Consider the following 26125-nt stretch of genomic DNA (forward strand, 5'->3'; position numbering starts at 1 on the left):
CTCAGCGCTCGCTCTTGGCCCGACGCCGCTGCTGCCAGGCCAGCAGCTCGCCGACATAGCCGCGGCGGAAACCCACCACGCAGACGACGAAGATCGCGCCGATGATCACCGTGACCCACGCGCCCACGCGGTCGGCCAGGTAGTTCTGCAGCGCGATGATGGTGAAGGCGCCGAGCACCGGCCCGGCGAAGGTGCCCATGCCGCCCAGGCCGGCCAGCGTGGTGCTGAGCACGAAGGCGAGCAGCTTGTAGCGGTCGCCCCATGCAATGGCTGTGCGGGCGAGCGCCGCAGCGGCGATGGCGACGCGGAGAGCGAAAGGAGGGGTGCTGAATCCGGGGGTGAGGGTGGGGGAGCCTCGCCGCGAGCGGTTGACATGACGTCTGGACGTCTATACTGCTGGACACTTATCCAGTGGAGAAGGCGATGCGCCGAAGGCCAGGTGAAGTGCGCGATGCGATCGTGCATGTGCTCGATGGGCGCCCATCGGGCGCCACGGCGCATGAGATCAGCGACGAGGTGTCGCGTCTGATCGGCAAAGTGCCGCCGTCGTCGGTGCGGTCATATCTGCAACTTAACACCCCCGCTTTGTTTGCCCGCATGGACCGTGGCCAATATGCGCTGAACGGCTTTGAGGACACGGTGGCGCGGCCACTGGCTGCGCCGGCCGCATCGCCGCGTGAGTTCACCCACGGCGGCGCCCAGTTGGTACTGTCTGACTGCAATGAGTGGTTCGAACGCCAGTCACCGAACAGCATGCACGCTGTCGTCACCGACCCGCCCTACGGGTTGGTCGAGTATTCGGAGGGTGAGCAGGACAAACTGCGGTCGGGCCGTGGGGGCGTCTGGCGAATTCCACCCAGCTTTGATGGTGTCAAGCGCGCGCCCCTGCCGCGCTTCACCGTGCTCAAGGCGGGCGACCTCGATGCGTTGGAGCGCTTCTTCCTGGCCTGGGGACGTAGCCTGATGCGCGTGCTGGTGCCCGGCGCCAACGTCGTCGTGGCCAGCAATCCCCTGCTGTCGCATCTGGTATCGGGTTCGTTGGCTCGCGCCGGTCTGGAGCGGCGCGGCGAACTCGTGCGTCTGGTGATGACGATGCGAGGAGGTGACCGGCCCAAGGCCGCGCACGTGGAGTTCAGTGGCGTCAGCGTGATGCCGCGGTCGATGTGGGAGCCATGGCTGCTATTCCGCAAACCAATCGATGGTCGGGTGCAGGACAACCTTCGCAAGTGGGGCACCGGCGGCTTCCGGCGCATCAGCGACGCGCGGCCATTCGGTGATGTGATCGAGTCCTCGCCCACACGCGCTGCCGAGCGTCGCCTCGCTAACCATCCCAGCCTGAAGCCGCAGGCCTTCCTGCGGCGCGTGGTGCGAGGTGTATTGCCCCTGGGGCAGGGCGTGGTGCTCGATCCGTTTGCGGGTTCGGGGTCCACCCTCGCGGCAGCAGAGGCGGTAGGCTATTCGAGCATTGGCATCGAGCGCGATCCGCGTTACTTCGACCTGGCTTGCGAGGCGATTCCCGCGCTCGCTGACCTGCGAGTGACCGAAGCGCCCCGGCCGGGAGATGGGGATCAGGCGCGATAGACCCAACTGCGGCGCAGCTTGGCGATCCCTTGCGCGTGCAGGGTGGCGGTCCGCGTGCCCAGTTCGCCTCGGGCATTCTTTCGAAAGTCGCCGACCGTCACCTGACCGAGATAGATCTCGGTAAAGGTCATCGGGCGACGTTGCCGAGCAGGTTCTGTCTCATTGTCGACCTGGTAGACGAAGACGCACATCCACTGCTCGCGCGCGCCGTGGGTGTCCACCGCACCCCCGGCCTTGCGCGTGGTCTTGATTTCGATGCCTTGCTCGCCTGCTTTGACCGCGTTGCCAGCGTACTGCCCCTTCAACACGAGGTCAGGGTGACCGTTGAAGTGCGCGTTGACAACCAGCGTACGCGAGTGCTTGGCGAGGCTCGAAGTGAGCATGTCCGAGAGCACGCCCGACATGATTGCGGGCCGCAGGATGTCATCGAGTCGTTCGAGGCCCTTGGCCACAAGCCCGGTGTTGACGTCAAAGAAGAAGTCGTAGACATCCTGGGCGGCAGCCCGAAAGTCGTCGGCTCGCAGCTGGTACGGCAGCAAGATGTCCGGGTTGAACTTCGTCGCGTCAAGGGTGTTGCGCCGCATGTGTGCGAATAGCTCGAGGATGTCGACTCGAGCATATCGCGCCAACCGGGGGCTTTGGTTGCCCAGCGAAGCCATCGCGCGTTGCCGCGTCAGCACCTTCTGACCGGCCCGGAGTCCGAAGGCGCAAGCGCAACAGCGCTCAGGCGCAGCGCAGGCAGCCCTTGAGCCGATCTCGGCCCCGGCGCCTCAGCCTTCGTCCTTGATCCGCCTGCGCTGCTGCCAGGCCAGCAGTTCGCCGACATAGCCGCGGCGGAAGCCCACCACGCAGACCACGAAGATCGCGCCGATGATCACCGTGACCCACGCGCCCACGCGGTCGGCCAGGTAGTTCTGCAGCCCGATGATGGTGAAGGCGCCGAGCACCGGCCCGGCGAAGGTGCCCATGCCGCCCAGCAGCGTCATCAGCACGACCTCGCCCGAGAGCGACCAGTGTGCGTCGGAGAGCGTGGCGAAACCCAGCACCACGGTCTTCAGCGAGCCGGCCAGGCCGGCCAGCGTGGTGCTCAGCACGAAGGCCAGCAGCTTGTAGCGGTCGACGTCGTAGCCCAGCGAAATGGCGCGCGGCTCGTTCTCGCGGATGGCCTTGAGCACCTGGCCGTAGGGCGAATGCACGATGCGCACGATGGCCAGGAATACCGCCACGAACACCGCCAGCACCACGAAGTACAGGGTGAGGTCGCTTTCCAGCGAGAGCAGGCCGAAGAGCTTGCCGCGCGGCACGCCCTGCAGGCCGTCTTCGCCGCCGGTGAAGGGCGCTTGCAGCCAGAGGAAGAAGATCATCTGCGCCATGGCCAGCGTGATCATCGCGAAATAGATGCCCTGGCGGCGGATGGCGATCAGCCCCACCACCAGGCCCAGCGCTCCCGCGCCCAGCGTGCCGCCGAGGATGCCGAGTTCGGGCGACAGGCCGGCCGCCTTGATCAGCCAGCCGGTGAAATAGGCCGCCGCGCCCAGGTAGGCGGCGTGGCCGAACGAAAGCAGCCCGGTATAGCCCAGCAGCAGGTTGAAGGCGCAGGCGAAGATCGCGAAGCACAGCATCTTCATCATGAAGATGGGGTACACGCCGATGAAGGGCGCGGCGAGCAGGAACGCCAGGCCGGCGGCCCAGGCCCAGCGGGCATGGCGCGTGAGCGCGGCTTGGGCAGACTCGGGCATCACTTTTCCTTGCCGAACAGGCCGGCCGGCCGCAGCACCAGCACGATGGCCATGATGACGAAGACCACGATGTTCGATGCCTCGGGGTAGAAGACCTTGGTCAGGCCTTCGACCAGGCCCAGCACCAGCCCGGTGAGGATGGAGCCCATGATGGAACCCATGCCGCCAATGACGACCACGGCGAAGACCACGATGATGAGGTTGCTTCCCATCAACGGGGTGATCTGGATGATGGGCGCGGCCAGCACCCCGGCAATGGCCGCCAGCCCCGCGCCGGCGGCATAGGTCAGCATCACCATCATCGGCACGTTGATGCCGAAGGCCTGCACCAGCGCCGGGTTCTCGGTGCCCGCCCGCAGGTACGAGCCCAGCCGCGTGCGCTCGATGACGAACCAGGTGCCGAAGCACACCACGAGCGAGGCCAGGACGACGAAGGCGCGGTAGTTCGGCAGCACCATGAAGCCCAGGTTGGTGGCCCCTTGCAGGGACTCGGGCACCGGGTACTGCTGGCCCGAGACGCCGAACTGGTCACGGAACAGGCCCTCGGCGATGAGCGCCAGGCCGAAGGTCAGCAGCAGGCCGTAGATGGGGTCGATCTTGTACAGCCGCTTGAGCAGCGTGCGCTCGATGAGCATGCCCAGCACGCCCACCACGAGCGGCGCCAGCGCCAGCGCGGCCCAGTAGTTGAGCCCGAAATACTCGAGGCTGCCCCAGGCCACGTAGGCGCCGATCATGTACAGCGCGCCGTGCGCGAAATTGACGATCCCCAGCAACCCGAAAATCACCGCCAGGCCCAGGCTGAGCATGGCGTAGAACGAGCCGTTCACCAGGCCCAGCGTGAGCTGGCCCAGGAAGGCCTGCAACGGGATGCCGAAGATGTCCATCGCGCGGCGCGCTGCCTCAGGCCACTACTTCCACAGTGCGCACTTGGTGTCGGCCTTGGTCGTCCAGGCGGCTTCGCCCTTGATCGTCTCGACCACGTTGTAGTAGTCCCAGGGCTCGGTGCTCTTGTCCGGGCTCTTCACCTGCATCAGGTACATGTCGTGCACCATGCGGCCGTCGGCGCGGATGAAGCCGCCCTTGGCGAAGACGTCGTTGATCGGCGTCTTGCGCATCTGCGCCAACACCTTGTCGGCGTCGTCGCTGCCGATGGCCTTGACCGCCTTGAGGAATTGGGTGGCCGCCGAATAGTCGCCGGCCTGCACCGACGAGGGCATGCGCTTCATCGTCTCGAAGAAGCGGCGCGCCCAGGCGCGCGTCTCGGCGTTATGGTTCCAGTACCAGCTGTCGGTGAGGTACATGCCTTGGGTGGTCTTCAGCCCGAGCGAGTGGATGTCGTTGATGAAGACCAGCAGGCCGGCCAGCTTCATGGTCTTGGTGACGCCGAATTCGTTGGCGGCCTTGATGGTGTTGATGGTGTCGCCGCCGGCATTCGCCATGCCCAGGATCTGCGCCTTGCTGGCCTGTGCCTGCAGCACGAAGGACGAGAAGTCGCTCGCCGCCAGCGGGTGCTTGACGGTGCCCACGATGGTGCCGCCAGCGGCCTTGACGACGGTGGAGGTGTCGGCCTGCAGCGCCGCACCGAAGGCATAGTCGGCCTGCAGGAAGTACCAGGTCTTGCCGCCGGACTTGACCACCGCGCCGCCCGTGCCCTTGGCCAGCGCCACCGTGTCGTAGGCCCAGTGGATGGTGTACGGCGTGCATTGGTCGTTGGTGAGCGCCGAGCTGGCCGCGCCCACCACCAGGAAGGGCTTCTTCTTCTCGGACGCCACCTTGGACATGGCCAGGGCCACGCTCGAGTTGGTGCCGCCGATGAGCATGTCCAGGCCCTGGGTGTCGAACCACTCGCGGGCCTTGGCCGCGGCCACGTCGGCCTTGTTCTGGTGCTCGGCGTAGAGGACCTCGATCTTCTTGCCGTTGATCGCGCCGCCCATGTCGGCAACCGCCATGCGGACGGCCTCGACGCCACCCATGCCGTCGATGTCGCCATACACGCCGGCCATGTCGGTGATGATGCCGATCTTGATCACGTCGCCCGAGATCTGGGCCTGGGCCGGGGCCACGGCGGCGGTCATGGCGGCCAGGGCCAGCGTGCAAGCGGCGGAGAGTTTCTTCAGTTTCATGCGGTGCTCCTGAACAGGGAGATGAGGGGGTCGGACTTCAGCGGGGGGGGGGGTGAACGGGCGGGCGTGCGCTGCGCTCAGACGCCCAGGTACTCATGCAGGCGGTCCATGCGCGAGGGCAGCTCGGCCTGGTTGAATTCCTGGATCACCTGGCCGTGCTCGACGACCAGGAAGCGGTCGGCCAGCTTTGCTGCAAAGCGAAAGTTCTGCTCCACCATGACGATGGTGTAGCCCTGCTGGCGCAGCATGCCCACCATCTCGGCGAGTTTTTGCACGATGACGGGCGCCAGGCCTTCGGACATCTCGTCCAGCAGCAGCAGCCTGGCGCCGGTGCGCAGGATGCGCGCCACGGCCAGCATCTGCTGTTCGCCGCCCGACAGGCGCGAGCCCTGGCTGCCGGCGCGCTCCTGGAGGTTCGGAAACATCGTGTAGATCGCTTCCACGCTCATGCCGCCGGCGGCCATCTGCGGCGGCAGCAGCAGGTTTTCCTCGGCCGACAGGCTGGAGAAGATGCCGCGTTCTTCAGGGCAATAACCGATGCCCAGCCGCGCGATGCGGTGCGTGGCCATGGCGATGGTCTGCACGCCGCGCACCTTGACGCTGCCCTTGCGGCTGCCGATGAGGCCCAGGATGGCGCGCAGCGTGCTCGTGCGGCCGGCGCCGTTGCGGCCCAGCAGCGTCACCACCTCGCCTTCGTCGACGTGGAAATTCATGCCGTGCAGCACGTGCGATTCGCCGTACCAGCCGTGCAGGTCGGTGACTTCGAGGAAGGGGGTGGCCATCACCGGTCTCCCGCCGGGCCGCCCCAAGGGAGGCCGGCTCCCCCTTGGGGGGGCGCGAACGCAGTGAGCTTGGGGGCCGACATCAATGCGCGCCTTGCAGCTCTGTCTGCGCGCTGCCCATGTAGGCCTCGATCACGGCTGGGTTCTTGCTGACCTGTTCGTAGGGCCCTTCGGCCAGCGTGGCGCCGCGCTGCAGCACGGTGATGGTGTCGGCAATGCTGGCCACCACGCTCATGTTGTGCTCGACCATCAGCACGGTGCGGCTGGCGGCCACCTTCTTGATGAGCTGGCGGATGCGGTCCACGTCTTCCAGGCCCATGCCCTGCGTGGGTTCGTCCAGCAGCATCAGCTTGGGCGCCATGGCCAGCGTGGTGGCGATCTCCAGCGCGCGCTTGCGCCCGTAGCTCAGCTCCACCGCGGTCAGGCCGGCGTATTTCTCCAGGTCGACCTCGTGCAGCAGCTCCATCGCCAGCGGGTTGAGCCGCTCCAGCGTGCGTTCGGAGCGCCAGAATTTGAACGACGAGTCGAGCTGGCGCTGCAGCGCCACGCGCACGTTTTCCAGCACCGTGAGGTGGGGGAATACCGACGAGATCTGGAACGAGCGGATCACGCCGCGGCGCGCAATGTGCACCGGGGTCTCGGCGGTGATGTCGTGGCCGTCGAAGAGGATCTGGCCCGAGGTGGGCGTGAGGAATTTCGTCAGCAGGTTGAAGCAGGTCGTCTTGCCTGCGCCGTTCGGGCCGATCAGCGCGTGGATGCTGCCGCGCCGCACCTTGAGGTCGACCTGACTCACTGCGACGAAGCCCTTGAATTCCTTCGTCAAGGCGCGGGTTTCGAGGATGATGTCTGGGCTCATGCGGGGCCGGGGCTGCGGAGGGGAAGTTTAGGGCGCCCCGTGACGCAAGCGATGCGTGGAAACCGCAGCGACGCTAGGACAAACCCGTGGGGCCTTTGAGATGGGTCAAGCGCCGGTCAACGCCTGCGCCGCAGGCCCGGCGCGGCGCGCGATGACTCCGCCGCCCAGGCACACCGGGCCGTCGTAGAGCACGGCACTCTGGCCCGGCGTCACAGCCCATTGCGGCGTGGCGAACTCCAACCGCGCCACGCCGCCGCTGACCGACAGCATGCAAGGCGCATCGGCCTGGCGGTAGCGCGTCTTGGCGGCCAGCGCGCCCGGCGCCGGGGGCTCGCCGGAGACCCAGCTCAGGTCTTCGGCTTCGAGCCAGCCCGACTGCAGCCAGGGGTGGCCATGCCCCTGCACCACGTGCAGGGTGTTGCGCGCCATGTCCTTGTGTGCCACGTACCAGGGCGCATGAATGCCGCCCGCGCCGCCGCCTTCGCGCACGCCGCCGGGCCGCCCCAAGGGGGGCGGCTCCCCTCGGGGAACGGGCCGCGCGTGCGTGGCCCTGGGGGTCCAGTTCACGCCGCCGATGCCCAGGCCCTGGCGCTGGCCCAGCGTGTAGAAGCTCAGGCCGATGTGGCGGCCGAGTTCGCGCCCGCGCTCGTCGAGCATGGGGCCGCTCTCGTGGCTGAGGTAGCGGTTGAGGAACTCGCGGAACGGCCGCTCGCCGATGAAGCAGATGCCGGTGGAGTCTTTCTTTGCAGCCACCGGCAGGCCGATCTCGGCGGCGATGCGGCGCACCTCGGTCTTCTCCAGTTCGCCCACCGGGAACAGCGTGCGCGAGAGCTGCGCCTGGTTCAGGCGGTGCAGGAAGTAGCTTTGGTCCTTGGCCGGGTCCAGGCCCTTGAGCAGCTCGTACCTGACAGCCCCTACGTCGCTGCGCTCCTGCCCCCCGGGGGGGCTCCGGCCGCCTTGGGGCGGCCCGGCGGCGGCCGGGGCCGCGACCTCACGCACGCGTGCGTAGTGACCCGTGGCGATTTTCTCGGCGCCCCGCCGCAGCGCATGTTCCAGGAAGGCCTTGAACTTGATCTCGGCGTTGCACAGCACGTCGGGGTTGGGCGTGCGGCCGGCGCGGTATTCGCTCAGGAATTCGGCGAAGACGCGGTCCTTGTACTCGGCAGCGAAGTTGACATGCTCGATCTCGATGCCGATGACATCGGCCACCGCCGCGGCGTCGACGAAATCGGCGTTGCTCGAACAGTATTCACCGTCGTCGTCGTCCTCCCAGTTTTTCATGAAGAGGCCGACGACCTCGTGCCCCTGCTGCTTGAGCAGCCAGGCACTGACCGCGGAATCCACGCCGCCGCTCAGGCCCACCACCACGCGCATCTTTCGCATGCGCGGAATTATCCGCGCCGCGCCGGCATCGGGCCGGCGGCTAGCCAGATACGGCGCGATCAGCAGGCCAGCATGTCCGAGCCGCTGCGCACCAGCTCGCGGCCGCGGTTCAGCGCGTAGTGCATGGCTTCTTCGGGCGAGGGCCAGCGGTAGCCGCAGGCCAGGCTGTCGTCGCGAAAGGCCTCGCGCAGATGGCCCGGCGCCACGTTCATGCGCTTGACCACCAGCGCGGCGGTATAGCCCTCGCCCCGCCGCGACTCGACGGCGCCGACGAAGATGCGGTACTCGCCTTCATGGGCTTCTTCGAACTGCATGGGGGGCCTCGCGCGGAGCTGACGACGGGCGCGATGATCGGCTCGACTTTGGGGGGTGCGCATCCCTCGGCGGGGGGAGATCCTTCTTCAGGGGGTGTCTCGGCCCCCCCCGCCGGGGGAACGTTCATCACCCGGCGCGTGCGCCGGGCGGGGGCTACAGCGGCCGCGAACTGGCCTGCGCCAGGTAGAACCACTCGTGCCCGGGCAGCGCCGAGACATCGGGGAAGACGACGTAGCCGGCCTCGCTCGCGCGCACTTCGGCGCCGTCGGCGCGCACGGCGATGAGCTCGCCCGCGGCCAGCGGGTCGAAGCTCGTCCAGGCCTTGACGAAGCGGTCGCCTTCGGCATGGCGGTCGACGACTTCGGTCAGCGCCAGGCATTCGTTGGGCGCGGCCGGCGGCGCCAGCGGCAGCTCGGCCAGGCCGAGCAGCGCCAGGGTCTGGCGGATGGCGGTATAGGCCACCTCGGGCGCGGCGGGGTCGTCGTGCGGGCCGCATTCCAGCGTGATGCCGTATCCCCCTTGCCCATTCGCGCCCTGGCTGCGCATGTACTCGGTGGTGCCCACGCCGTAGCTCGGGTCCTCGTGCACCGCGCCGGGGGTCAGCGCGAGCTTGCGCCGGCGCGCCACGCCGGCGGCGTAGGCCTCCATCCAGCCTTCGACGATGCGACTCGGGCCCACATGCGCGGCCAGCCGCGCCTCGGCGGCCTCATGGGCGAAGGGCTCCAGCGCGCCGCGGTTGTCGGCCGGGCCGCGCATCACGAAGGGCCGGCCGGGGCTGCGGAAACTGTGCAGGTCGAGCAGCACCTGGTGCTCGGCGAGCAGCGGGCACAGCGCATTCGCGATGCGGTCCTCGAAGTCTTGCGGCGTGGCCGTGGGTTGCAGTCGCCGGTTGAGGTTGCGCTCGCCCATGCGCCGCATGTGGTTGTAGGCCAGCGGGTTGCACACCGGCACGAAGGTGACGCTGCCGCGCACGATCTCGATCTCGCCGCCGTCGATCTCGGCCAGCACGCGGCGGATGCCCTGGGTGCCGGCGGTTTCGTTGCCGTGCACGGCGCCGGTGACGATGAGCCGCGGGCCCGGCGCCAGGCCGGTGATGCGGTGGCTGCGCAGGTTGGCGTTGCTGATCACGCCCGAACTCCAGACGCATCCCCGCACAGCATGGCGCAGGCGCGCGCATAGCGTTCGTGCACGCCCAGGATCACGGCCTCGGGCAGGTCCAGCGCCGCCTGCTCAGGCCCGCCGGTGATGCCGGTGGAGGAGAGCCAGTCGCGCAGCGGCTGCTTGTCCAGCGCGTGGATGCGCCCGGCGGCCAGCTCGTCGGCGAGCCAGAAGCGCGACGAATCGGGGGTCAGCACCTCGTCCATCAGCGTCAGCGTGCCGTGCTCGTCGAGGCCGAACTCGAACTTGGTGTCGGCGATGACGATGCCGCGGGTCAGTGCATATCGGGCGGCAGCCTCGTAGAGGCGGATCGAGGTGTCGCGCACTTCGGCCGCGCGCGCGGCGCCGAGCAGGCCTTCGAGCTGCGCGAAGCTGATGTTCTCGTCGTGGTCGCCTGCGGCGGCCTTGCGGGCCGGCGTGAAGATCGGCTCGGCCAGCGGCTGCGTCGTCGTCAGGCCCGGCGGCAACGCGATGCCGCACACCGTGCCGCTTTGGGCATATTCCTTCCAGCCCGAGCCTGCCACGTAGCCGCGCACCACGGCTTCGCAGGGCAGCGGCGCCAGCCGCTTGACGAGCATCGCGCGGCCGGCCACCTGGGCCACTTCGTCGGGCGCGACCACGCTCTCGGGGGCCTCGCCGGTCAGGTGGTTGGGCACCACGTCGCGCAACAGGTCGAACCAGAACAGCGCCATCTGCGTCAGGAGGCGGCCCTTGCCGGGCACCGGTGCTTTCATCACCACGTCGAAGGCGCTGAGGCGGTCGCTCGCCACCATCAGCATGCGGGCTGTGCCCACGGCATACAGGTCACGCACCTTGCCGCGGGCCATGAGGGGCAGCGAGTGCAGGGCGGTCGTCTTGACGGCGGGGCCGAGGTCGGCCAGGGTGGGCTTGAGGGGGTTCATGGCATGCGGCTCGCGGGGGAAGGGCTATTTTGCTTGCAGGAAGTCTTCGCGCAGCTGCAGCGTGCCGGCGTCGGCGTCCAGCGCCACGCGCACGCCCAGGGGCAGCGGCCGGTTCGGCGTGCCGTGGCCCGCGGGCCAGCCCGCCAGCAGCGGCTTGCCCAGCGTGCCCAGCATCTCGCGCAGCAGCGCCGCGGGCGAGGCTTCTTCGGTGAAGCTGCCCAGCACGAAGCCCGCGGCAGCTTCCAGCACGCCGGCCAGGCGCAACTGGGTGAGCAGCCGGTCGACACGGTAAAGCTCTTCGCCCACGTCTTCGAGGAAGAGGATCGCGCCGGGTGCCGGCCAGGCCCAGGGCGTGCCCAGCAGCGCGGCCACCAGGCTCAGGTTGCCCCCGATGAGCCGGCCTTCGGCGCGGCCGGGGTGGTGCAGCCCAGCGGCCCGGGGTGCCGGGTCGAGTTCGGGGGCCAGCCGCTCGCCAGCGCGCAGGCCCTGGCGCAGCAGCGTGAAGAGCGCCTGCTCGTCGCCTTCGCGGCCGGGCAGCACGAGATCGGAGGCCGGCATGGGCGCGTGCAGGCTGGCCAGCCCCTCACGGCACCACAGCGCGTGCAGCGCGGTGATATCGCTGTAGCCGATGAGCAGCTTGCGCGAGCGGCGCACCAGCGCGGTGTCGATGCCGTCGAGCAGGCGCATGGCGCCGTAGCCGCCGCGCAGGCAGTGGAGGGCGGCCACCTCGTCGTCGGCCAGCGCGGCGTGGAGGTCGGCCAGGCGCAGCGCGTCGGGGCCGGCGAGATAGCCGCTGTCGGCGTGGCAGCTCGGATACAGCCGCACGCGCAAGCCGTGGCGCGCGTACAGCGGCGCCACTGCGGCCAGGGCCTCGGGCGCGGCCGGGCCGGCGGGCGCCAGCACGGCGACGCGGTCGCCCGGCTGCAGGGTGGAAAAACCCGTTCGAGCGAGCTCATCGGACGATGTGCCGCCCTGGGCGCCTTGGGCAAGTGGCGGGTTCATGCGCCCAAATTGTGGCAGGCCGACCCGTCGGCCCAGCGGCCGCCGCCAAGGAAAGGGGCCTCTTGCGAGGCCCCTAGGCGGCGTCAGTTGAAGTCGTAGCGCATCGAGACCGAGACCGTGCGGCCGCGCGGGTCGGCCACGCGCGGATCCCAGCCAGCGCCCACCACGTTGTCCACGTTGTGGTAGGTGAACGGCGGGTCCTTGTCGAACAGGTTGATGACGCCGCCGGTCAGCGTCAGGTTCTTGATGCCGGTGTAGGTGGTGAACAGGTTGAAGGTCGTGTAGGAAGCAACTTCCCGCGGCGGCGGCGGCGTGACGGAGTAGACCGACATGTCCTGGTCCTTGTAGCCGTCCTTGTAGTTGAACGAGGCCGTGGTGTTCCAGTCGTTCTTCTTGAAGCCGATGCTGCCCGAGGCCTTCCATGGCAGGTACAGCGTGGTGGACGACCACTCGCCCACGAACTGCACCAAGGGCGCGGTCGAGATCAACCGTTCCTTGTGGCTGATCATCTTGGTGGCAGTGAGCTCGCTGCTGAGCACGCCGCCGGCCAGCTTGGCGGCATGACGCACGCTCATGTCCAGGCCCTTGGTTTCACTGTCTGCGGCGTTCACCCAGCCGGCCTGGATGTAGTCGACGTTGCCGGCGGCGTTGCGGATGAAGCTGTCGCGGAAGATGTCGTAGTTCGTGATCATGAACGTCGGCGACAGGCTGCGGATGCGGTCTTCCAGTTTCACCTGCCAGTAGTCGGCCGTGAACTGCAGCGAATCCAGCACCGAGAACGCCAGGCCCAGCGTGCCCTGGGTGGAGGTTTCGGGCTTGAGCGTGGGGTTGCCGCCGGTGCGATAGGGCTGGCTGACGATGGCGCACTGCGTCGGGTCGGTGGGGCACTTCTCGGGGTCGCTCCATTGACCGGTCAGGTTCAACGTGACCTGGCCTAGGTTCAGCTGTTGTGCCGTCGGCGCACGGAAGCCCGTGTTGTAGGAGCCGCGCATCAGGAAGTTCTTGCTCGGCTGGAACTTGAAGGCGATCTTCGGGTTGGTGGTGCCGCCGATCTTCGAGTACTCATCATGGCGCACCGCCAGTTGCAACTGCAGGCTCTGGCTCACCGGCACCAGCAGTTCGCCGTAGACGGCGCCGATCTCGCGCGAGGCATCGGGGGAGGCGGCATTGCCCGGGCAACCCATCACCGAGTTGGGCAGGGCTGCATTGGCCACCGTGAAGGTGCTCACGCAGGTGTAGTCCTCGCTGCCGCTGAAGTTGTAGGACTCCTTGCGGTATTCCGCCCCCAGGGCGAACTCCAGCGCGCCGGCGGGCAGCTTGAGCAGTTCGCCCGAGATGGCCCCGTCGAGTTGCACGAGGGTGGTGTCGCCACCGAACAGCCGGCCGCGCACCTTGGTCGATTCGATCAGGTCCTTGGCAGCCTGGGTCTGTTCCTGGCCGGGCATCAGGAAGGGGTTGATGATGCCGGTGGCCAGGGCGGCGATGAGCTTGTTCGTATCTGCGTAACCGTCGACCGCATGCGAGGAGGCTTCGGCCTTGCCCCAGGACAGTCCGGCCTTGTAGCTGTAGGCGCCGATGTCGCCGTCGATGCCGGTGGACACGCGCGTATTCTTGGACTTGTTCTCCAGCGTGCGGTAGCCCCAGTCCCACATGCGCAGGCGGTAGGCAATGGGCTTGGTCGGGTCGAACTGGTTGGCGCCGTAGTCCTTGAGGTTCAGGTAGTGCGGGCCGCCCACGGGGTAGTTCGTCACCGCATTGGACGTGGTGCTGAACTGGTAGGGCGTGAACTCGGCCTTGCTGTCGGTTTGCGAGCCCACGATCTCGACGAAGGCCGTGTGGGCGGCGCCGAGCTTCTTCGTGCCGCGCGCCACCAGGGTCACCGCGTCCTTGGGCGCGGTGAGCATGAACTGGCGCCCGTAGTCGGTGCCGCAGCGGTACAGGCTGTTGGCGGTGGTGTAGCCGAACTTGCTCCACAGCTGGACGTTCGGCGCCAGGGGCACGCCGAAAGGCACGTCTTCGCAGTCACCCTGCATCGCCAGCAGGTTCAGGTTGGTGTACTTCAGGGGGTCGGTCGCGCCGACGGTGGAGCCCGTGGTGGCCAGCGCGGTGCCGGCTGCGCCGATGATGTTGGCGTGGGGTGCACTGGTGGTGTCGGGCGAAAGGCCACGCTCGGGCTGGAAGCCGGTGGCCCAGGAGCGGTCGATACCGCGCAGGATGGTGGTCTTGTCCACCGTCAGGCTGGCCATCAGGTTGAAGCCGTCCGTGTCCAGCCTGCCTTTGCCTGCGGTGATGAAGGCGCTCTTCGTGTCACCCCCGCCCGAGGCCAGTGGCTTGGTCAAAGTACCGCCAACGGAGACGCCCGTGAAGTCGTTCTTCAGGATGAAGTTGATCACGCCACCGATGGCGTCGGTGCCGTAAATGGCCGACGCGCCGTCCTTGAGCACTTCCACCCGCGCGACGGCTTCCATCGGAATGGTATTCAGGTCTACCGCGCCGCCGCTGGTGCCGTGGGTAGGCATGCGACGGCCGTTGAGCAGCACCAGCGTGCCGGTGGGGCCCAGGCCGCGCAGGTTGGCGAACGACGCGCCGCCGGTCAGGCGGTCTTGCTCGGCGCCGAAGACGTTGTTGCGCGAGGTGGCGTTGTCCACATTGGCCGAGTTGGCCGATAGCGTGCGGAGCAACTCCTCGGCGGAGGCCACGCCCATCTGCTTGATATCGGACGCGGTGATCACCTGCAGCGGCAGCGCCCCTTCGTCCGCGAGCCGCTTGATGCTCGAGCCCGTGATTTCCACGCGTTGGGGGGTGCTGGTGGTTTGCGCCAGCGCATGGGTGGCCAAACCCAGCAGCGCCAGGCTGCCGACCAGGGTCTTCATCTTCATTCGGGTCTCCTCCAGACAAAGGACTCAATTCCGCGCTGCACGCGGATACACAACTTCACAGTGTCGCCGTGGATCGACGCACGGGGCAATCGGGACAAGCTCGGCCTGTGGGTTTCTTGCCAACCGGCCGCCACGCCGTTCCATGTGAACATCGCGCCCTGCCCTTCGAGCCCGCACGCGCATGAACCCCGCACACCCCTGGCGCTGGATCCCCACGCTGTATTTCGCGCAAGGCCTGCCCTATGTGGTGGTGATGACGCTGGCGGTGGTGCTCTACAAGAACCTGGGCGTCTCCAATACCGAGATCGCCCTGTATACGAGCTGGCTCTACCTGCCCTGGGTGATCAAGCCGCTGTGGGGGCCGCTGGTCGATCTGCTGGGCACCAAACGGCGCTGGATCGTCGCCATGCAGTTCGTCGTGGGTGCGGCGCTGGCCATGGTGGCGCTGGCGCTGCCGGCGCCGAAATTCCTGCAGATGACGCTGGCGGTCTTCTGGCTGATGGCCTTCGCCTCGGCCACGCACGATATCGCCGCCGACGGCTTCTACATGCTGGCGCTGACGCAGCGCACGCAGTCGGCTTTCGTGGGGGTGCGCAGCACGTTTTACCGGCTGGCGATGATCGCCGGCCAGGGCGGCCTGGTCTATCTGGCGGGCTGGCTGCACGAGCGCAGCGGCGACGTGGTGCAGGCCTGGGTGGGCGTCTTCGCGCTGCTGGCGGCGGCGTTCGGCGCGGCGGCGCTCTACCACCTGTGGGCGCTGCCGCGGCCGGCGCTCGACCGGCCGGTGCCGCGCGGCGCGCATTTCTGGGTCGATTTCGGCGCCGTCTTCGCGGCCTTCTTCCGCCAGCCGGACATCGCTCGCATCCTGGGCTTCCTGCTGCTGTATCGCTTCGCCGAGGCGCAGCTGCTCAAGCTGGTGACGCCCTTCCTGCTCGACCCGCAGAGCCTGGGCGGCCTGGGGCTGAAGACGCAGGAGGTGGGCATCGCCTATGGCACCGTGGGCGTCACCGCGCTCACCCTGGGCGGGCTGCTCGGCGGCTGGGTGATCTCACGCCGCGGGCTGCGCCGCATGCTGTGGCCGCTGATGATCTGCATGCACCTGCCCAACACCGTATTCGTGGCGCTGGCCTGGTGGCAGCCCACCGGCCTGGCGCTGGTCAGCGCGGCCATCGCCGTGGAGCAGTTCGGCTACGGCTTCGGCTTCACCGCCTACATGGTGTTCATGCTGATGGTGGCCGGCGGTGCGCAGGGCACGCGCATCCACAAGACCGCGCACTACGCGCTATGCACCGGCTTCATGGCCCTGGGCATGATGCTGCCCGGCATGTGGGCGGGCTGGCTGCAGACGCAGCTGGGCTACCTGAACTTCTTCATCTGGGCCTGCGTGGCCACGCTGCCCTCCTTCGTGGCCGCCGCGCTGGTGCGCATCGACCCGGAGTTCGGGCGCAAGGCCACCTGACGCGGCCCGCAGCGCGGCGGGGTGCGCAGCGGTCAGCGCTCGGCCTGGCCGCCACCTCGCAACGCCAGCCAGGCCAGCACCGCCAGCGGCGCGGTGTCGGCACGCAGCACGCGCGGGCCGAGGGCCGTGGCGACGAAACCCTGGGCGGTGGCGGCGGCTTCCTCGGCCGCGGTGAGGCCGCCTTCCGGGCCGCTGAGTGCGGTGATGGCCCCGGCTTGCGGCATCTGCAGGCGGGCCAGCGGCTGCGCTTCAAGCCGCAGGCTCAGCACCAGCCGCAGGCCGGCGCGCGCCTGCGGCAGCCACTCGGCCAGCGTGAGCACGGCCGCCACCTCGGGCACGCGGGCGCGCCCGCACTGCTCGCACGCCGCCTGGGCGATGGCCTGCCAGTGTGCGCACTTGCGCTGGGCGCGCTCGCCGGCCAGGCGCAGCACCGAACGCTCGGTGAGCAGCGGCTGGATGCGCGCCACGCCGAGCTCGCAGGCCTTCTCGACCAGCGTGTCCATGCGTTCGTTGGCGGGCATGCCCAGGGCCAGCGTCACGGCGTGGGGCAGCTCGTTGTTCACGGGCCTGCCGCTGCCGACATGCACCCGCACTTCGCTGCGGCCCACCGCCAGCACCTGCGCCGGCCAGTCGCTGCCGGCGCCGTCGAAGAGCACCAGCCCATCGCCGGGCTGCACGCGGCGCACCTGCGCGTGCCGGGTGGCACCGGGCGGCAGCACGAGTTCGGCGCCGGCCACCAGCGGTGCGGCCACGAACAGGCGCATCGTCATGACGCGACCCGCGCTTCCACCGCCAGCGCCACGCCGGCCAGCGCGGCGTCTTGTCCGGCCGGGGCGGCCAGCATCAGGCCCACGGGCAGCTCGCCCGCCGCGTGGCAGGGCAGCGTGAAGGCGCAGCCGTCGAGGAAGTTGATGGCGAAGGTGTTGCGCAAGAGCAGGGCGTTGGCCTTGAAGAAAGCCTCGTCGCTGGCCACCAGTTCGGCGATGGGCGGGGCGGTGATCGGCACCGTGGGGCAGATCAGGGCATCGAAGCCCGAGAGCCGCTGCGTCACGCGCGCCATCCAGTCGCGCCGCCGCTGCTGCATGGTGATGTAGTCCGCCGCGCTCACGCCCTCACCCGGGGCAATGCGCGCGGCCACGCGCGGGTCGAAGCGCTCGCGCCGGGTTTGCATGGCCTGGCGGTGCGTGACCCAGGCCTCGACCGCCGAGAAGCCGCCCGGGGCGTTGATCTGCGCGATCTCGGCCAGCTCGGCCAGCGGCAGCTCGACGATCACCGCGCCGGCGGCCGACAGCCGCGCCAGCGCGCGCTCCAGGGCCGTGGCCACCGCGGGCTCCAGCGCGTCGAGCATCAGCGTGCGCGGCAGCGCCAGGCGCAGCCCGGCCACGCCGCGCGCGGCCACGGGCAGCGGCGCGCCGGCGAGCACGCCGTCGACGACCAGGCAGTCGGCCACCGAACGCGTCATCGCGCACACCGTATCGAGCGTGAACGACAGTGGAAAGGCGCCGGCCAGCGGCGTGCGCGCCTGCGTATTTTTGAACCCCACCAGCCCGCACAGTGCGGCCGGGATGCGGATCGAGCCGCCGGTGTCCGACCCCAGGCCGGCCACCGCCAGGCCCAGCGCCACCGAGACCGCCGCGCCGGAGGACGAGCCGCCGGGGATGCGCGCCACGGTCGGGTCGGCGGCCGTCGCAGCGGGATTTCGCGGCGTGCCGTAGTGCGGGTTGAGGCCCACGCCCGAGAACGCGAACTCGCTCATATTCGTCAGGCCGACGATGGCCGCGCCGGCCGCGCGCAACCGGGCCACCGCCTCGGCATCGCGCAGCGCCGCGGGCGCATCCTGGCGCAGCACCGCGCCGGCCCGCGTGGTGCGCCCGGCGATGTCGTACAGGTCCTTCACCGTCACCGGCAGGCCCGCCAGCGGGGGCAGCGGCCGGCCCGCCGCCTGGGCTTCGTCGGCGGCCCTGGCTGCGGCCATTGCCGGCTCGGCAAAGAGTGCGGTGAAGACATGCGCCGCGGCCGGCGCGGCGGCGCCGGCGAGCACTTGCTCGATGAGCGCCTGGTGGGCGCCGGGGGCGGTCAGCCGCTGGCGCAGGGTTTGGATGGTCGGCAACACGGGGTGTCTCCTCGTGGGTGCGGGACGCGTTGGCGGGCGTTCGCCCGGCGGGCCATTCTTGCCGATGACCGCGCGCGGTTGAGCCAGTCGAGTGTGGGCATGGGTCAGCGCGGCCAGACGATGTCGAAGCGCTTGCGCCCGTGGATGCGATAGACGCCGAAGTCGGCGACGTCGAGGGTGGCGATGCGCTGGATGCCGGTGGTCTCGGCCAGCCAGACGAGTTCGATGTCGGCCCAGTCGGCGTCCAGGTCGGCGTACTTGTCCAGCAGCACGGCGATGCGGCCATAGGCTGCGGCGTCGGGCGCGGCCACGCTCACGACACCGGATGCGACTGTGCGCGCCAGCGCCGGCCGCAGCCAGCCAGGCAGGAAGTGGGCCGCCTCGACCAGCACCGACGGCACCGACCACAGCGGCCGAAGCTGGCCGCTGAGCCAGGCCGTCGCGGCGGCGTGGAGCCGCTCCCGGCGGTCGAAGAGCGACACCAGGAAGCCGGTGTCGAGAAGCACTGCTTCGCGGCTCGGCGCCGGCAGTCTTGTCTTGGATAGGCCGTGCCGATCCGTCATCGCGCCGTGCGCGGCTTGGCCTCGGCGCGGGGCCGCGCCGCCGTCTGATCGGCGCGGGGCCGTGCCTCCCGCTTGGCCGCATGCCGGCGCTCGAAGGCGGCGCGCACGCCGGCCTTGTCCGCCGGGCCAACGCCCTCGACGCAGCCGATCAGCCCGAGCGCCTCGAAGGCACGGTAGTTGGCGCTGGGTTCGGCGGGTGCAGGCGCGGCGGCGCCGCGCGAACCACGGCGTGGCGGCTGCGCCAGATACTCGGCCAGCACTTCCTGCACCACCAGGCTCTTGGTCACGCCGCGCTCGGCGCAATGCAACTCGAGCGCCGAGGCGAGTTCCGGTTGCAGGCGAACGGTCAGCGTCATGGTCGACCCCGAAAGTAATACATGATCCGACGTCAGTGTAATACGAATCGAAGCCGCCTCGCGTCAGGCGCCCGCGGCGGCCAGGCTCATTCGACCGCCTTGACCATGTCCTCGACGACCTTCTTCGCGTCGCCGAAGACCATCATCGTCTTGTCCATGTAGAACAGTTCGTTGTCCAGCCCGGCGTAGCCGCTGGCCATGCTGCGCTTGTTGACGATCACGGTCTTGGCCTTGAAGGCTTCCAGGATCGGCATGCCGTAGATGGCACTGCCCTTTTGCAGCGCGGCGGGGTTCACCACGTCGTTGGCGCCCAGGATGATGGCCACGTCGGCCTGGGCAAATTCGCCGTTGATGTCTTCCATCTCGAAGACCTGCTCGTAGGGCACCTCGGCTTCGGCGAGCAGCACGTTCATGTGCCCCGGCATGCGCCCGGCCACCGGGTGAATGGCGTATTTCACCGTGATGCCCTTGTGCTTGAGCTTCTCGGCGAGCTCGTTGACGGCGTGCTGCGCGCGCGCCACCGCCAGGCCGTAGCCGGGGACGATGATCACGGTCTCGGCCTGGCTGAGCATGAACGCCGCGTCGTCGGCGCTGCCCGTCTTCACCGGGCGCTGCGCCGCGCCACCGGTGGCTACTGCGGCGACCTCGCCGCCGAAGCCGCCCAGGATGACGTTGAAGAACGAGCGGTTCATCGCCTTGCACATGATGTACGAGAGGATCGCGCCTGAGCTGCCGACCAGGCTGCCCGCGACGATGAGCATGGCGTTGTTCAGGCTGAAGCCGATGCCCGCCGCCGCCCAGCCCGAGTAGCTGTTGAGCATGCTCACCACCACCGGCATGTCGGCGCCGCCGATGGGAATGATGATCAGCACCCCCATCACGAAGGCCAGCGCCAGCATGGCGAAGAACGCCGGCCAGCTCTCGGTGAAGGTGAACGCCAGGCCCAGGCCGAGCATGGCCAGCCCGAGCGCCAGGTTGACCTTGTGCTGACCGGTGAAGGTGACCGGCGCGCCCTGGAAGAGGCGGAATTTGTATTTGCCACTGAGCTTGCCGAAGGCGATCACCGAGCCGCTGAAGGTGATGGCGCCGATGGCTGCGCCCAGGAAGAGTTCGAAACGGTTGCCGGTGGGAATGAGTCTGCCCTTGGCGACGATGCCGAAAGCCCAGGGTTCGGCCACCGCGGCCACGGCGATGAAGACCGCAGCCAGGCCGATCATGCTGTGCATGAAGGCCACCAGCTCGGGCATCTTGGTCATCTCCACGCGCCGGGCCATGACGGTGCCGGCGGCGCCGCCGGCGAGCAGACCGACGAGGACCCAGACCATGCCCTGCCAGTGCATCTGGCCCTTGAACATCGAGAACTGCACGATGAGCGCGCCGGTGGTGACCACGGCGACGGCCATCCCGACCATGCCGAAGAGGTTGCCGCGGATCGAGGTGGTGGGGTGGGAGAGGCCCTTGAGCGCCTGGATGAAACAGACGCTGGCCACCAGGTAGAGCAGGGCGACGAGGTTCAGACTCATGGCTGGCCCCCCTCGGCCCTGGCCGCGGGCGCCTTCTTCTCCTTTTTCTTGAACATCTCGAGCATGCGCCGCGTGACGAGGAAGCCGCCGAAGACGTTGACGGCGGCCAGCGCCACGGCGAGCACGCCCATGGTCTTGCCCAAGGGGGTTTCGGTGAGCGCGGCGGCCAGCATGGCGCCGACGATGACGATGGCCGAGATGGCGTTGGTGACGGCCATCAGCGGCGTGTGCAGCGCCGGGGTCACGGTCCACACCACGTGGTAGCCCACGTAGATGGCGAGCACGAAGATGATGAGGTTGGTGATGGTGGGGCTGACGATGTCCATGCTTGTTTCCTCAGTGCCGGGGCGTGGGGTCAGGGCTTGCGACGGACTTCGCCGCCCTGCGTCATCAGGCAAGCGACCACGATGTCGTCGTCCATCGGCACGTTGAACTCGCCCTCCTTGGTGATCACGAGCTTGAGAAAGTCCAGCACATTGCGTGCGTACAGGCTCGAGCTGTCAGCCGCCACCAGGGCCGAGAGGTCGGTCTCGCCGACCAGCGTGACGCCATGCTTGACCACGGTCTTGCCGGCTTCGGTGAGGGGGCAGTTGCCGCCCGGGCCCCCGCTGGGGCCCTCGGGTCCCTTGCCGGCGGCCATATCGACGATCACCGAGCCCGGCTTCATGGACTGGACCATCTCTTCGGTGATGAGCACCGGCGCCGCCCGCCCCGGGATCAGCGCGGTGCTGATGACGATGTCGGCCGCGGCCACGCGCTTGGCCACTTCGACCTTCTGGCGGTCCAGCCAGCTTTGCGGCATGGGCCTGGCGTAGCCGCCCACGCCTTCGGCGGCCTCTTTTTCCTCGGGCGTCTCGTAGGACACGTCGATGAACTTGGCGCCCAGGCTTTCCACCTGTTCCTTGACCGAGGGCCGCACGTCGCTGGCCTCGATCACGGCGCCCAGGCGCTTGGCCGTGGCGATGGCCTGCAGCCCCGCCACCCCCACGCCCAGGATGACCACGCGCGCGGCCTTGATGGTGCCGGCGGCCGTCATGAGCATGGGGAACAGGCGCTGGTACTTGTCGGCGGCCATGATCACCGCCTTGTAGCCGGCGATATTGGCCTGGCTGGAGAGCACGTCCATGCCCTGTGCGCGTGTCGTGCGCGGCGCGGCTTCCAGCGCAAAGCTGGTCAGCCCGGCGGCGGCCAGGCGCTGCAGGTTGTCGCGGTCGAAGGGGTTGAGCAGGCCGACGAGCGCCGTGCCCGGCTTCATCAGGCTGAGTTCGTCGGCGGCGGGGCTGCGCACCTTGAGCACGAGGGCGCAGCCGAAGGCGCCGGCGCGGTCGGCGAGCTCGGCGCCGGCGGCGGCGTAGGCGGCGTCGGTGGCGCTGGCAGCGACACCGGCGCCGGACTGCACCTTGATCACATGGCCCTGTGCCTTGAGCTTCTTGGCTGTCTCGGGGGTGACCGCCACGCGGGTCTCGCCCGCCGCGGTCTCGAGTGGAACGCCGATGAGCATGTGCGTCTCCTCGTCTTTGCAGGCTTGAGTTGGGGCGGGCGACGCTACCACAACGGCGGTGGCGGCATGGCCTGGGCGCGGGCCCGGCGGCCGCGTGGCGAAGGACGGGCGGCGGGTGGCGCTACGCCATGCGGCGCTGTTCGGTTTCGTGGGCGGCTTCGCAATCGATGCAGCGCTGGGCCCAGGGCTCGGCCTTCAGGCGGTCGAACGGGATATCGGCGCCGCAATCGCTGCACAGGCCGTATTTGCCGTTGCGTACACGCGCCAGCGCCTGGCTGACGCGGGCGAGTTCACGCAGCTCGAGGTCGGACAGCGCCATGTCGAGCACGCGTTCGCCTTCGCGCTGGGCGGCATCGTGGCCGTCCAGCTCCAGCACCTCATGGGCATGCTCGGCGCGCGTCATGCCGCCCTGGTGGTCGGAGACGCGCGCGTCGAGCTGGCGCTTGAGCGCCAACAGTTCGGCTTCCAGCATGGCGCGCTGGCCCGCGGTCAAGCGCTCGTCCATGGCAACCACCCCCAAGAAGTTTCGTCCAGGGTCGCACCAATGAACTGGCGGCGCCTTGAGCCGGGTCAATGCTTGTGCGCGCGCGGCCTTCGCGCGGCCCCGCAGCCCTCTCGGCACCGGCCTCCTAGAATCGCCCGGCCATGCTGCCCCCCACCCTGCCCCAGGCCTGCGACGTGCTCGTCGTCGGCGCCGGCCCGGCCGGCAGCGCCTGTGCCCATCACCTGGCTGCGGGCGGGCTGGACGTGGTGCTGGCCGACCAGCACGACTTCCCGCGCGACAAGGTCTGCGGCGACGGCCTCATCCCCGACGCCCACGCCGCGCTGCGCCGCCTGGGCGTATACGACGAGGTGGCGGCGCTGGCGATGCACGTGCCGCATGTGCGCTGCGTCGGCCCCCGCGGCGGCCATGTCGACGTGCCGGGCACGCTCTCGGTATTGCCGCGCAAGGTGCTGGACCATGTGCTGGTGCGCGCCGCGCAGCGCGCCGGCGCGCGGCTGCTCACGCCGCTGCGCTTCGAGGCGCCGCTGCTCGAAGGCGAGCGGGTGGTCGGTGCACGGCTGCGCAGCGGCGAGGCCACGCACGAGATCGCCGCGCACTGGGTGGTGCTGGCCACCGGCGCGGCGCCCGGGCCGCTCACCGCCGCCGGCCTGTGCGAACGCCACACGCCCAGCGGCGTGGCGCTGCGCGGCTATGTGAGGAACGAGGCCATGGGGGAGCGCATCCAGCAGCTGCAACTCGTCTGGCACCCGCGGCTGCGGGGCGGCTACGGCTGGATCTTCCCGGCGCCGGGGGGCCTGTTCAACATCGGCGCCGGGCTCACCGGCAGCCACATCACGCAGCGCAACGGCAAGGGGCGCATGCAGGACGTGAACCTGCGCCGCATGTTCGCGGACTTCTGCGCCGTCTATGCGCCTGCCGCCGAGCTGATGGCCGGCGGTGAACTGCAGGGCGAGCTCAAGGGCGCACCGCTGCGCTGTTCGTTGCAGGGCGCGCGCTGGTCGCGCCCGGGCTTGCTCGGCGTGGGCGAGGTCGTGGGCAGCACCTATGCCTTCAGCGGCGAGGGCATAGGCAAGGCCATGGAAACCGGCCTGCTCGCCGCCGAAGCCGTGCTGGCGGACGGCGGCGGGCCCGAAGCGGCGGTGCGCCAGCGCTACGAGGCCGGCCTGCGCGGGCTGCAGCCCAAGTTCGACCTCTACGAAACCGCCAGCCGCGTCAACCAGTACCCCTGGCTGGCCGATCTGGTGGTCTGGCGCGGCCGGCGCAGCGCACGCATCCTGCGCCGCCTCAGCGGCGTGCTCGAGGAAACGCAGAACCCGGGGCGCCTGTTCACCTGGCGCGGCCTGACCAAGCTGTTGTTCGAGTGAGCGCCGGCAACCCCCTGCCGCTGTGGCGAGTTCGAACCCATCGGCAGGTCGTTCGCACGCTGCCGGCCGCCGCCCACCCCGCCAGACCGACCCTTCGCCGCACACCGCAGCGCGCCGCGGCAGGGCGCTTCTAGACTGCGCCGCATGCTCTCCAAAACCATCGACTGGAGCCAACTCTGGTACCCCGGCCCGAAGCGCGCGTTCAGTCCTGACGAGATGGCACGCGCCGGCAGCGACAGGCCCAGCGCCACGCTGCTGGTCATGGCGGCCATCAACTTCGCCGCGGTGGCCTTCGTGATGCTGCAACTGGTGCCGGCGCCCCATACGGCGCGGCTGAGTGCAGCGCTGGTGGCGCTGGCGGCGATGGGCTCGGTGGCCGCCCGCTGGCTGTGGTGGCGGCCCTGGCGGCGTCCGTTGGCACTGGCCACGCTGGGCGTGCTGGGGGCCATGCTGTTGCTCTCGCTGGGAATGCGCTGGCGCGTCCCTGCGCAAGCCGACCGCTACCCCGTGGCCCTGGCGTTCAGCATCGGCGGCGCCGCGTTGGTGGTGGCGCTGTGGTTCCTGGTGGTGTGGCGCGCGCAACAGATCGAGGCCCGCCTGCGTGAACAGGCCGAGCGCGAGGCCGCCATCGAGATGGCGCGCCGACTGGCTGCTGCGCAACTCGAGCCGCATTTCCTGTTCAACACGCTGGCCTCGGTGCAGCACTGGGTGCAGACCAAGGATGACCGGGCCGCACCGCTGCTGGCCGCGCTCACCGGTTACCTGCGCGCCACGCTGCCGATGTTCAACCGCGCGCTCATCCCGGCGGGCGACGAGCTCGTGGCCGTCGAGGGCTACCTGCAGGTGATGCAGGCACGCATGGGCGTCGCACGCCTTTCCTGGCGGATCGACGTCGACGATCCTCTGCGCACGCTGCCGCTGCCGCCGGGCCTGCTGCTGACCCTGGTGGAAAACGCCCTCGAGCATGGCGTGGAGCCCCGCGTCGGCGGCGGCGAGGTGCTGCTCACATTGCGCCGCCACGCCGAAGAAGCGGTGTTCGTGGTGCAGGACAACGGCCCCGGCCCATCCGCCGAGATGGCCGAAGGCGCGGGCCTCGCCAACCTGCGCCAGCGCCTGGAGCTGACCTGTGGCGGGCAAGCGCGCCTGAGCATCGAGGCGGCCCCCGGGGGTGGCTGCCGCGCGGAAGTCCGCCTGCCATGGAGGGGACCCTTGCCATGACCAGGGCAGTCGTCGCCGACGATGAAGAAGGCCCGCGCGAGCAGCTGCTGGCCGCCCTGCGCGTCGCCTGGCCCGAGCTCGAGGTCGTGGCCACTGCAGCCAACGGCGTCGATGCCTGGGACGCCTGGCTCGAGCACGAACCCGAGGTCTGCTTCCTGGACATCCGCATGCCCGGCCTGAGCGGCATCGACGTGGCGCGGCGCATCGCCGGGCGCACGCCGGTGGTTTTCGTCACCGCCCACGACGACCAGGCGCTGGCTGCCTTCGACGCCGGAGCGGTGGACTACGTGATGAAGCCGGTCGACCTGGCACGCTTGGCGCAGGCCTTGCAACGCGTGCGCAGCCGCTTGCAGCGGCCGCCGTCGACCCCGGCGCCAGACCCCGCTGGACTGCAGGCCCTGCTGGAGCAGCTTGCTGGGCAGTTGCGCCGCGCACCACTGCTGGACGTGATCCAGGCTGGCGTGGGCAAGGAAGTGCGGCTGATTCGTGTGGCCGACGTCATCTATTTCGAGGCTGATGCGCGCTACACGCGGGTCGTCTACGCGGTGGACGGTGTCGGCGGCGAGGCGCTGATCCGCACGCCGCTCAAGGAGCTGCTGGCGCAGATCGACGAGCGCCAGTTCTGGCAGGTGCACCGTTCGGTCATCGTCAACCGCCTGCAGGTGGCCAGCGCGGTGCGCGTCGATGAGGGGCACATGCACCTGACGCTGCGCGCCGGGGCTGAGAAACTGCCCGTTTCGCGCCATTTTCAGGCTCTGTTCAAGGGTCAGTGAGTAAGGCTGCGGCGGTGTGCGCGGGTAGCA

The 26125-nt window shown here is 69.3% G+C and carries 26 protein-coding genes; 5 read left to right on the forward strand and 21 right to left on the reverse strand.

Features of this window, described 5'->3' with window-relative positions:
• Position 1 precedes the first annotated feature (1 nt).
• The gene (locus Q8K49_RS02635) at positions 2-232 is read right to left on the reverse strand and encodes a hypothetical protein (RefSeq protein ID WP_305303870.1); all 231 of its coding nucleotides are present in this window, start codon (positions 230-232) and stop codon (positions 2-4) included.
• Positions 233-444: 212 nt separating this feature from the next.
• Here Q8K49_RS02635 and Q8K49_RS02640 point away from each other — a divergent pair, with 212 nt between their 5' ends.
• A complete protein-coding gene (locus Q8K49_RS02640; RefSeq protein WP_305303871.1) occupies positions 445-1581 on the forward strand; it encodes a DNA methyltransferase in 1137 nt (378 codons plus the stop codon).
• Here the strand turns inward: Q8K49_RS02640 and Q8K49_RS02645 are convergent.
• From Q8K49_RS02645 to Q8K49_RS02700, 12 genes are all read right to left on the reverse strand, one after another.
• Positions 1569-2165, reverse strand: a complete 597-nt coding sequence (locus Q8K49_RS02645) for a hypothetical protein (protein WP_305303872.1) — start codon at positions 2163-2165, stop codon at positions 1569-1571. The two genes, Q8K49_RS02640 and Q8K49_RS02645, sit on opposite strands and share 13 nt — an antisense overlap.
• A gap of 186 nt (positions 2166-2351) precedes the next feature.
• The gene (locus tag Q8K49_RS02650; RefSeq protein WP_305303873.1) at positions 2352-3320 is read right to left on the reverse strand and encodes a branched-chain amino acid ABC transporter permease; all 969 of its coding nucleotides are present in this window, start codon (positions 3318-3320) and stop codon (positions 2352-2354) included.
• Positions 3320-4204 (reverse strand): branched-chain amino acid ABC transporter permease, encoded by an 885-nt coding sequence (locus Q8K49_RS02655; RefSeq protein ID WP_305303874.1) that lies wholly within the window; start codon positions 4202-4204, stop codon positions 3320-3322. Before Q8K49_RS02655 ends, Q8K49_RS02650 begins: the two co-directional genes overlap by 1 nt.
• Before the next feature lie 24 nt (positions 4205-4228).
• Positions 4229-5443, reverse strand: a complete 1215-nt coding sequence (locus Q8K49_RS02660; RefSeq protein ID WP_305303875.1) for an ABC transporter substrate-binding protein — start codon at positions 5441-5443, stop codon at positions 4229-4231.
• 77 nt (positions 5444-5520) lie between these two features.
• Positions 5521-6225 (reverse strand): ABC transporter ATP-binding protein, encoded by a 705-nt coding sequence (locus Q8K49_RS02665; protein WP_305303876.1) that lies wholly within the window; start codon positions 6223-6225, stop codon positions 5521-5523.
• 82 nt (positions 6226-6307) lie between these two features.
• Positions 6308-7081 (reverse strand): ABC transporter ATP-binding protein, encoded by a 774-nt coding sequence (locus tag Q8K49_RS02670; protein ID WP_305303877.1) that lies wholly within the window; start codon positions 7079-7081, stop codon positions 6308-6310.
• A gap of 105 nt (positions 7082-7186) precedes the next feature.
• On the reverse strand, positions 7187-8464 hold the full coding sequence (mnmA, locus tag Q8K49_RS02675) for a tRNA 2-thiouridine(34) synthase MnmA (RefSeq protein ID WP_305303878.1): 1278 nt from the start codon (positions 8462-8464) through the stop codon (positions 7187-7189).
• Between the two features lie 59 nt (positions 8465-8523).
• Positions 8524-8778, reverse strand: a complete 255-nt coding sequence (locus tag Q8K49_RS02680; RefSeq protein WP_305303879.1) for a hypothetical protein — start codon at positions 8776-8778, stop codon at positions 8524-8526.
• A 154-nt stretch (positions 8779-8932) separates the two neighbouring features.
• Positions 8933-9907, reverse strand: coding sequence for a succinylglutamate desuccinylase/aspartoacylase family protein (locus Q8K49_RS02685; protein WP_305303880.1), 975 nt, complete (start codon positions 9905-9907; stop codon positions 8933-8935).
• Positions 9904-10839, reverse strand: coding sequence for a phosphoribosylaminoimidazolesuccinocarboxamide synthase (locus Q8K49_RS02690; protein WP_305303881.1), 936 nt, complete (start codon positions 10837-10839; stop codon positions 9904-9906). The genes Q8K49_RS02685 and Q8K49_RS02690 overlap by 4 nt, the downstream gene beginning before the upstream one ends.
• A 24-nt stretch (positions 10840-10863) precedes the next feature.
• The gene (locus Q8K49_RS02695) at positions 10864-11841 is read right to left on the reverse strand and encodes an LD-carboxypeptidase (RefSeq protein WP_305303882.1); all 978 of its coding nucleotides are present in this window, start codon (positions 11839-11841) and stop codon (positions 10864-10866) included.
• A gap of 83 nt (positions 11842-11924) precedes the next feature.
• A complete protein-coding gene (locus tag Q8K49_RS02700; protein ID WP_305303883.1) occupies positions 11925-14720 on the reverse strand; it encodes a TonB-dependent receptor in 2796 nt (931 codons plus the stop codon).
• A 181-nt stretch (positions 14721-14901) separates the two neighbouring features.
• On the opposite strand from Q8K49_RS02700, the gene Q8K49_RS02705 reads away from it, so the two are divergent.
• Positions 14902-16179 carry an MFS transporter gene (locus Q8K49_RS02705; protein ID WP_305303884.1) on the forward strand — a complete coding sequence of 426 codons (1278 nt, stop codon included), beginning with the start codon at positions 14902-14904 and terminating at the stop codon, positions 16177-16179.
• A 32-nt stretch (positions 16180-16211) separates the two neighbouring features.
• Here Q8K49_RS02705 and Q8K49_RS02710 read toward each other — a convergent pair whose 3' ends face one another.
• From Q8K49_RS02710 to Q8K49_RS02745, 8 genes are all read right to left on the reverse strand, one after another.
• On the reverse strand, positions 16212-16949 hold the full coding sequence (locus tag Q8K49_RS02710; protein ID WP_305303885.1) for a 16S rRNA (uracil(1498)-N(3))-methyltransferase: 738 nt from the start codon (positions 16947-16949) through the stop codon (positions 16212-16214).
• Complete coding sequence (locus tag Q8K49_RS02715) at positions 16946-18292, reverse strand: amidase (protein ID WP_305303886.1); 1347 nt, start codon at positions 18290-18292, stop codon at positions 16946-16948. The genes Q8K49_RS02710 and Q8K49_RS02715 overlap by 4 nt, the downstream gene beginning before the upstream one ends.
• A gap of 104 nt (positions 18293-18396) precedes the next feature.
• On the reverse strand, positions 18397-18798 hold the full coding sequence (locus tag Q8K49_RS02720; protein WP_305303887.1) for a type II toxin-antitoxin system VapC family toxin: 402 nt from the start codon (positions 18796-18798) through the stop codon (positions 18397-18399).
• A gap of 53 nt (positions 18799-18851) precedes the next feature.
• Positions 18852-19211: a CopG family transcriptional regulator gene (locus tag Q8K49_RS02725; RefSeq protein WP_305303888.1), complete on the reverse strand. Its 360-nt coding sequence runs from the start codon at positions 19209-19211 to the stop codon at positions 18852-18854.
• Between the two features lie 86 nt (positions 19212-19297).
• Positions 19298-20734 carry an NAD(P)(+) transhydrogenase (Re/Si-specific) subunit beta gene (locus Q8K49_RS02730; protein ID WP_305303889.1) on the reverse strand — a complete coding sequence of 479 codons (1437 nt, stop codon included), beginning with the start codon at positions 20732-20734 and terminating at the stop codon, positions 19298-19300.
• Complete coding sequence (locus Q8K49_RS02735) at positions 20731-21060, reverse strand: NAD(P) transhydrogenase subunit alpha (protein WP_305303890.1); 330 nt, start codon at positions 21058-21060, stop codon at positions 20731-20733. Before Q8K49_RS02735 ends, Q8K49_RS02730 begins: the two co-directional genes overlap by 4 nt.
• 29 nt (positions 21061-21089) lie before the next feature.
• Complete coding sequence (locus Q8K49_RS02740) at positions 21090-22235, reverse strand: Re/Si-specific NAD(P)(+) transhydrogenase subunit alpha (protein WP_305303891.1); 1146 nt, start codon at positions 22233-22235, stop codon at positions 21090-21092.
• Positions 22236-22356: 121 nt separating this feature from the next.
• Positions 22357-22740 carry a TraR/DksA family transcriptional regulator gene (locus Q8K49_RS02745; protein WP_305303892.1) on the reverse strand — a complete coding sequence of 128 codons (384 nt, stop codon included), beginning with the start codon at positions 22738-22740 and terminating at the stop codon, positions 22357-22359.
• A 140-nt stretch (positions 22741-22880) separates the two neighbouring features.
• On the opposite strand from Q8K49_RS02745, the gene Q8K49_RS02750 reads away from it, so the two are divergent.
• From Q8K49_RS02750 to Q8K49_RS02760, 3 genes are all read left to right on the forward strand, one after another.
• Complete coding sequence (locus Q8K49_RS02750; RefSeq protein WP_305303893.1) at positions 22881-24104, forward strand: NAD(P)/FAD-dependent oxidoreductase; 1224 nt, start codon at positions 22881-22883, stop codon at positions 24102-24104.
• A gap of 144 nt (positions 24105-24248) precedes the next feature.
• Positions 24249-25322: a sensor histidine kinase gene (locus Q8K49_RS02755; RefSeq protein WP_305303894.1), complete on the forward strand. Its 1074-nt coding sequence runs from the start codon at positions 24249-24251 to the stop codon at positions 25320-25322.
• Entirely contained in the window at positions 25319-26095 is a 777-nt protein-coding gene (locus Q8K49_RS02760) for a LytTR family DNA-binding domain-containing protein (protein ID WP_305303895.1), read from the forward strand. Before Q8K49_RS02755 ends, Q8K49_RS02760 begins: the two co-directional genes overlap by 4 nt.
• The last annotated feature ends 30 nt before the right edge of the window (positions 26096-26125 follow it).

Source organism: Brevundimonas sp. (assembly GCF_030682035.1).
Lineage (GTDB): Bacteria > Pseudomonadota > Alphaproteobacteria > Caulobacterales > Caulobacteraceae > Brevundimonas.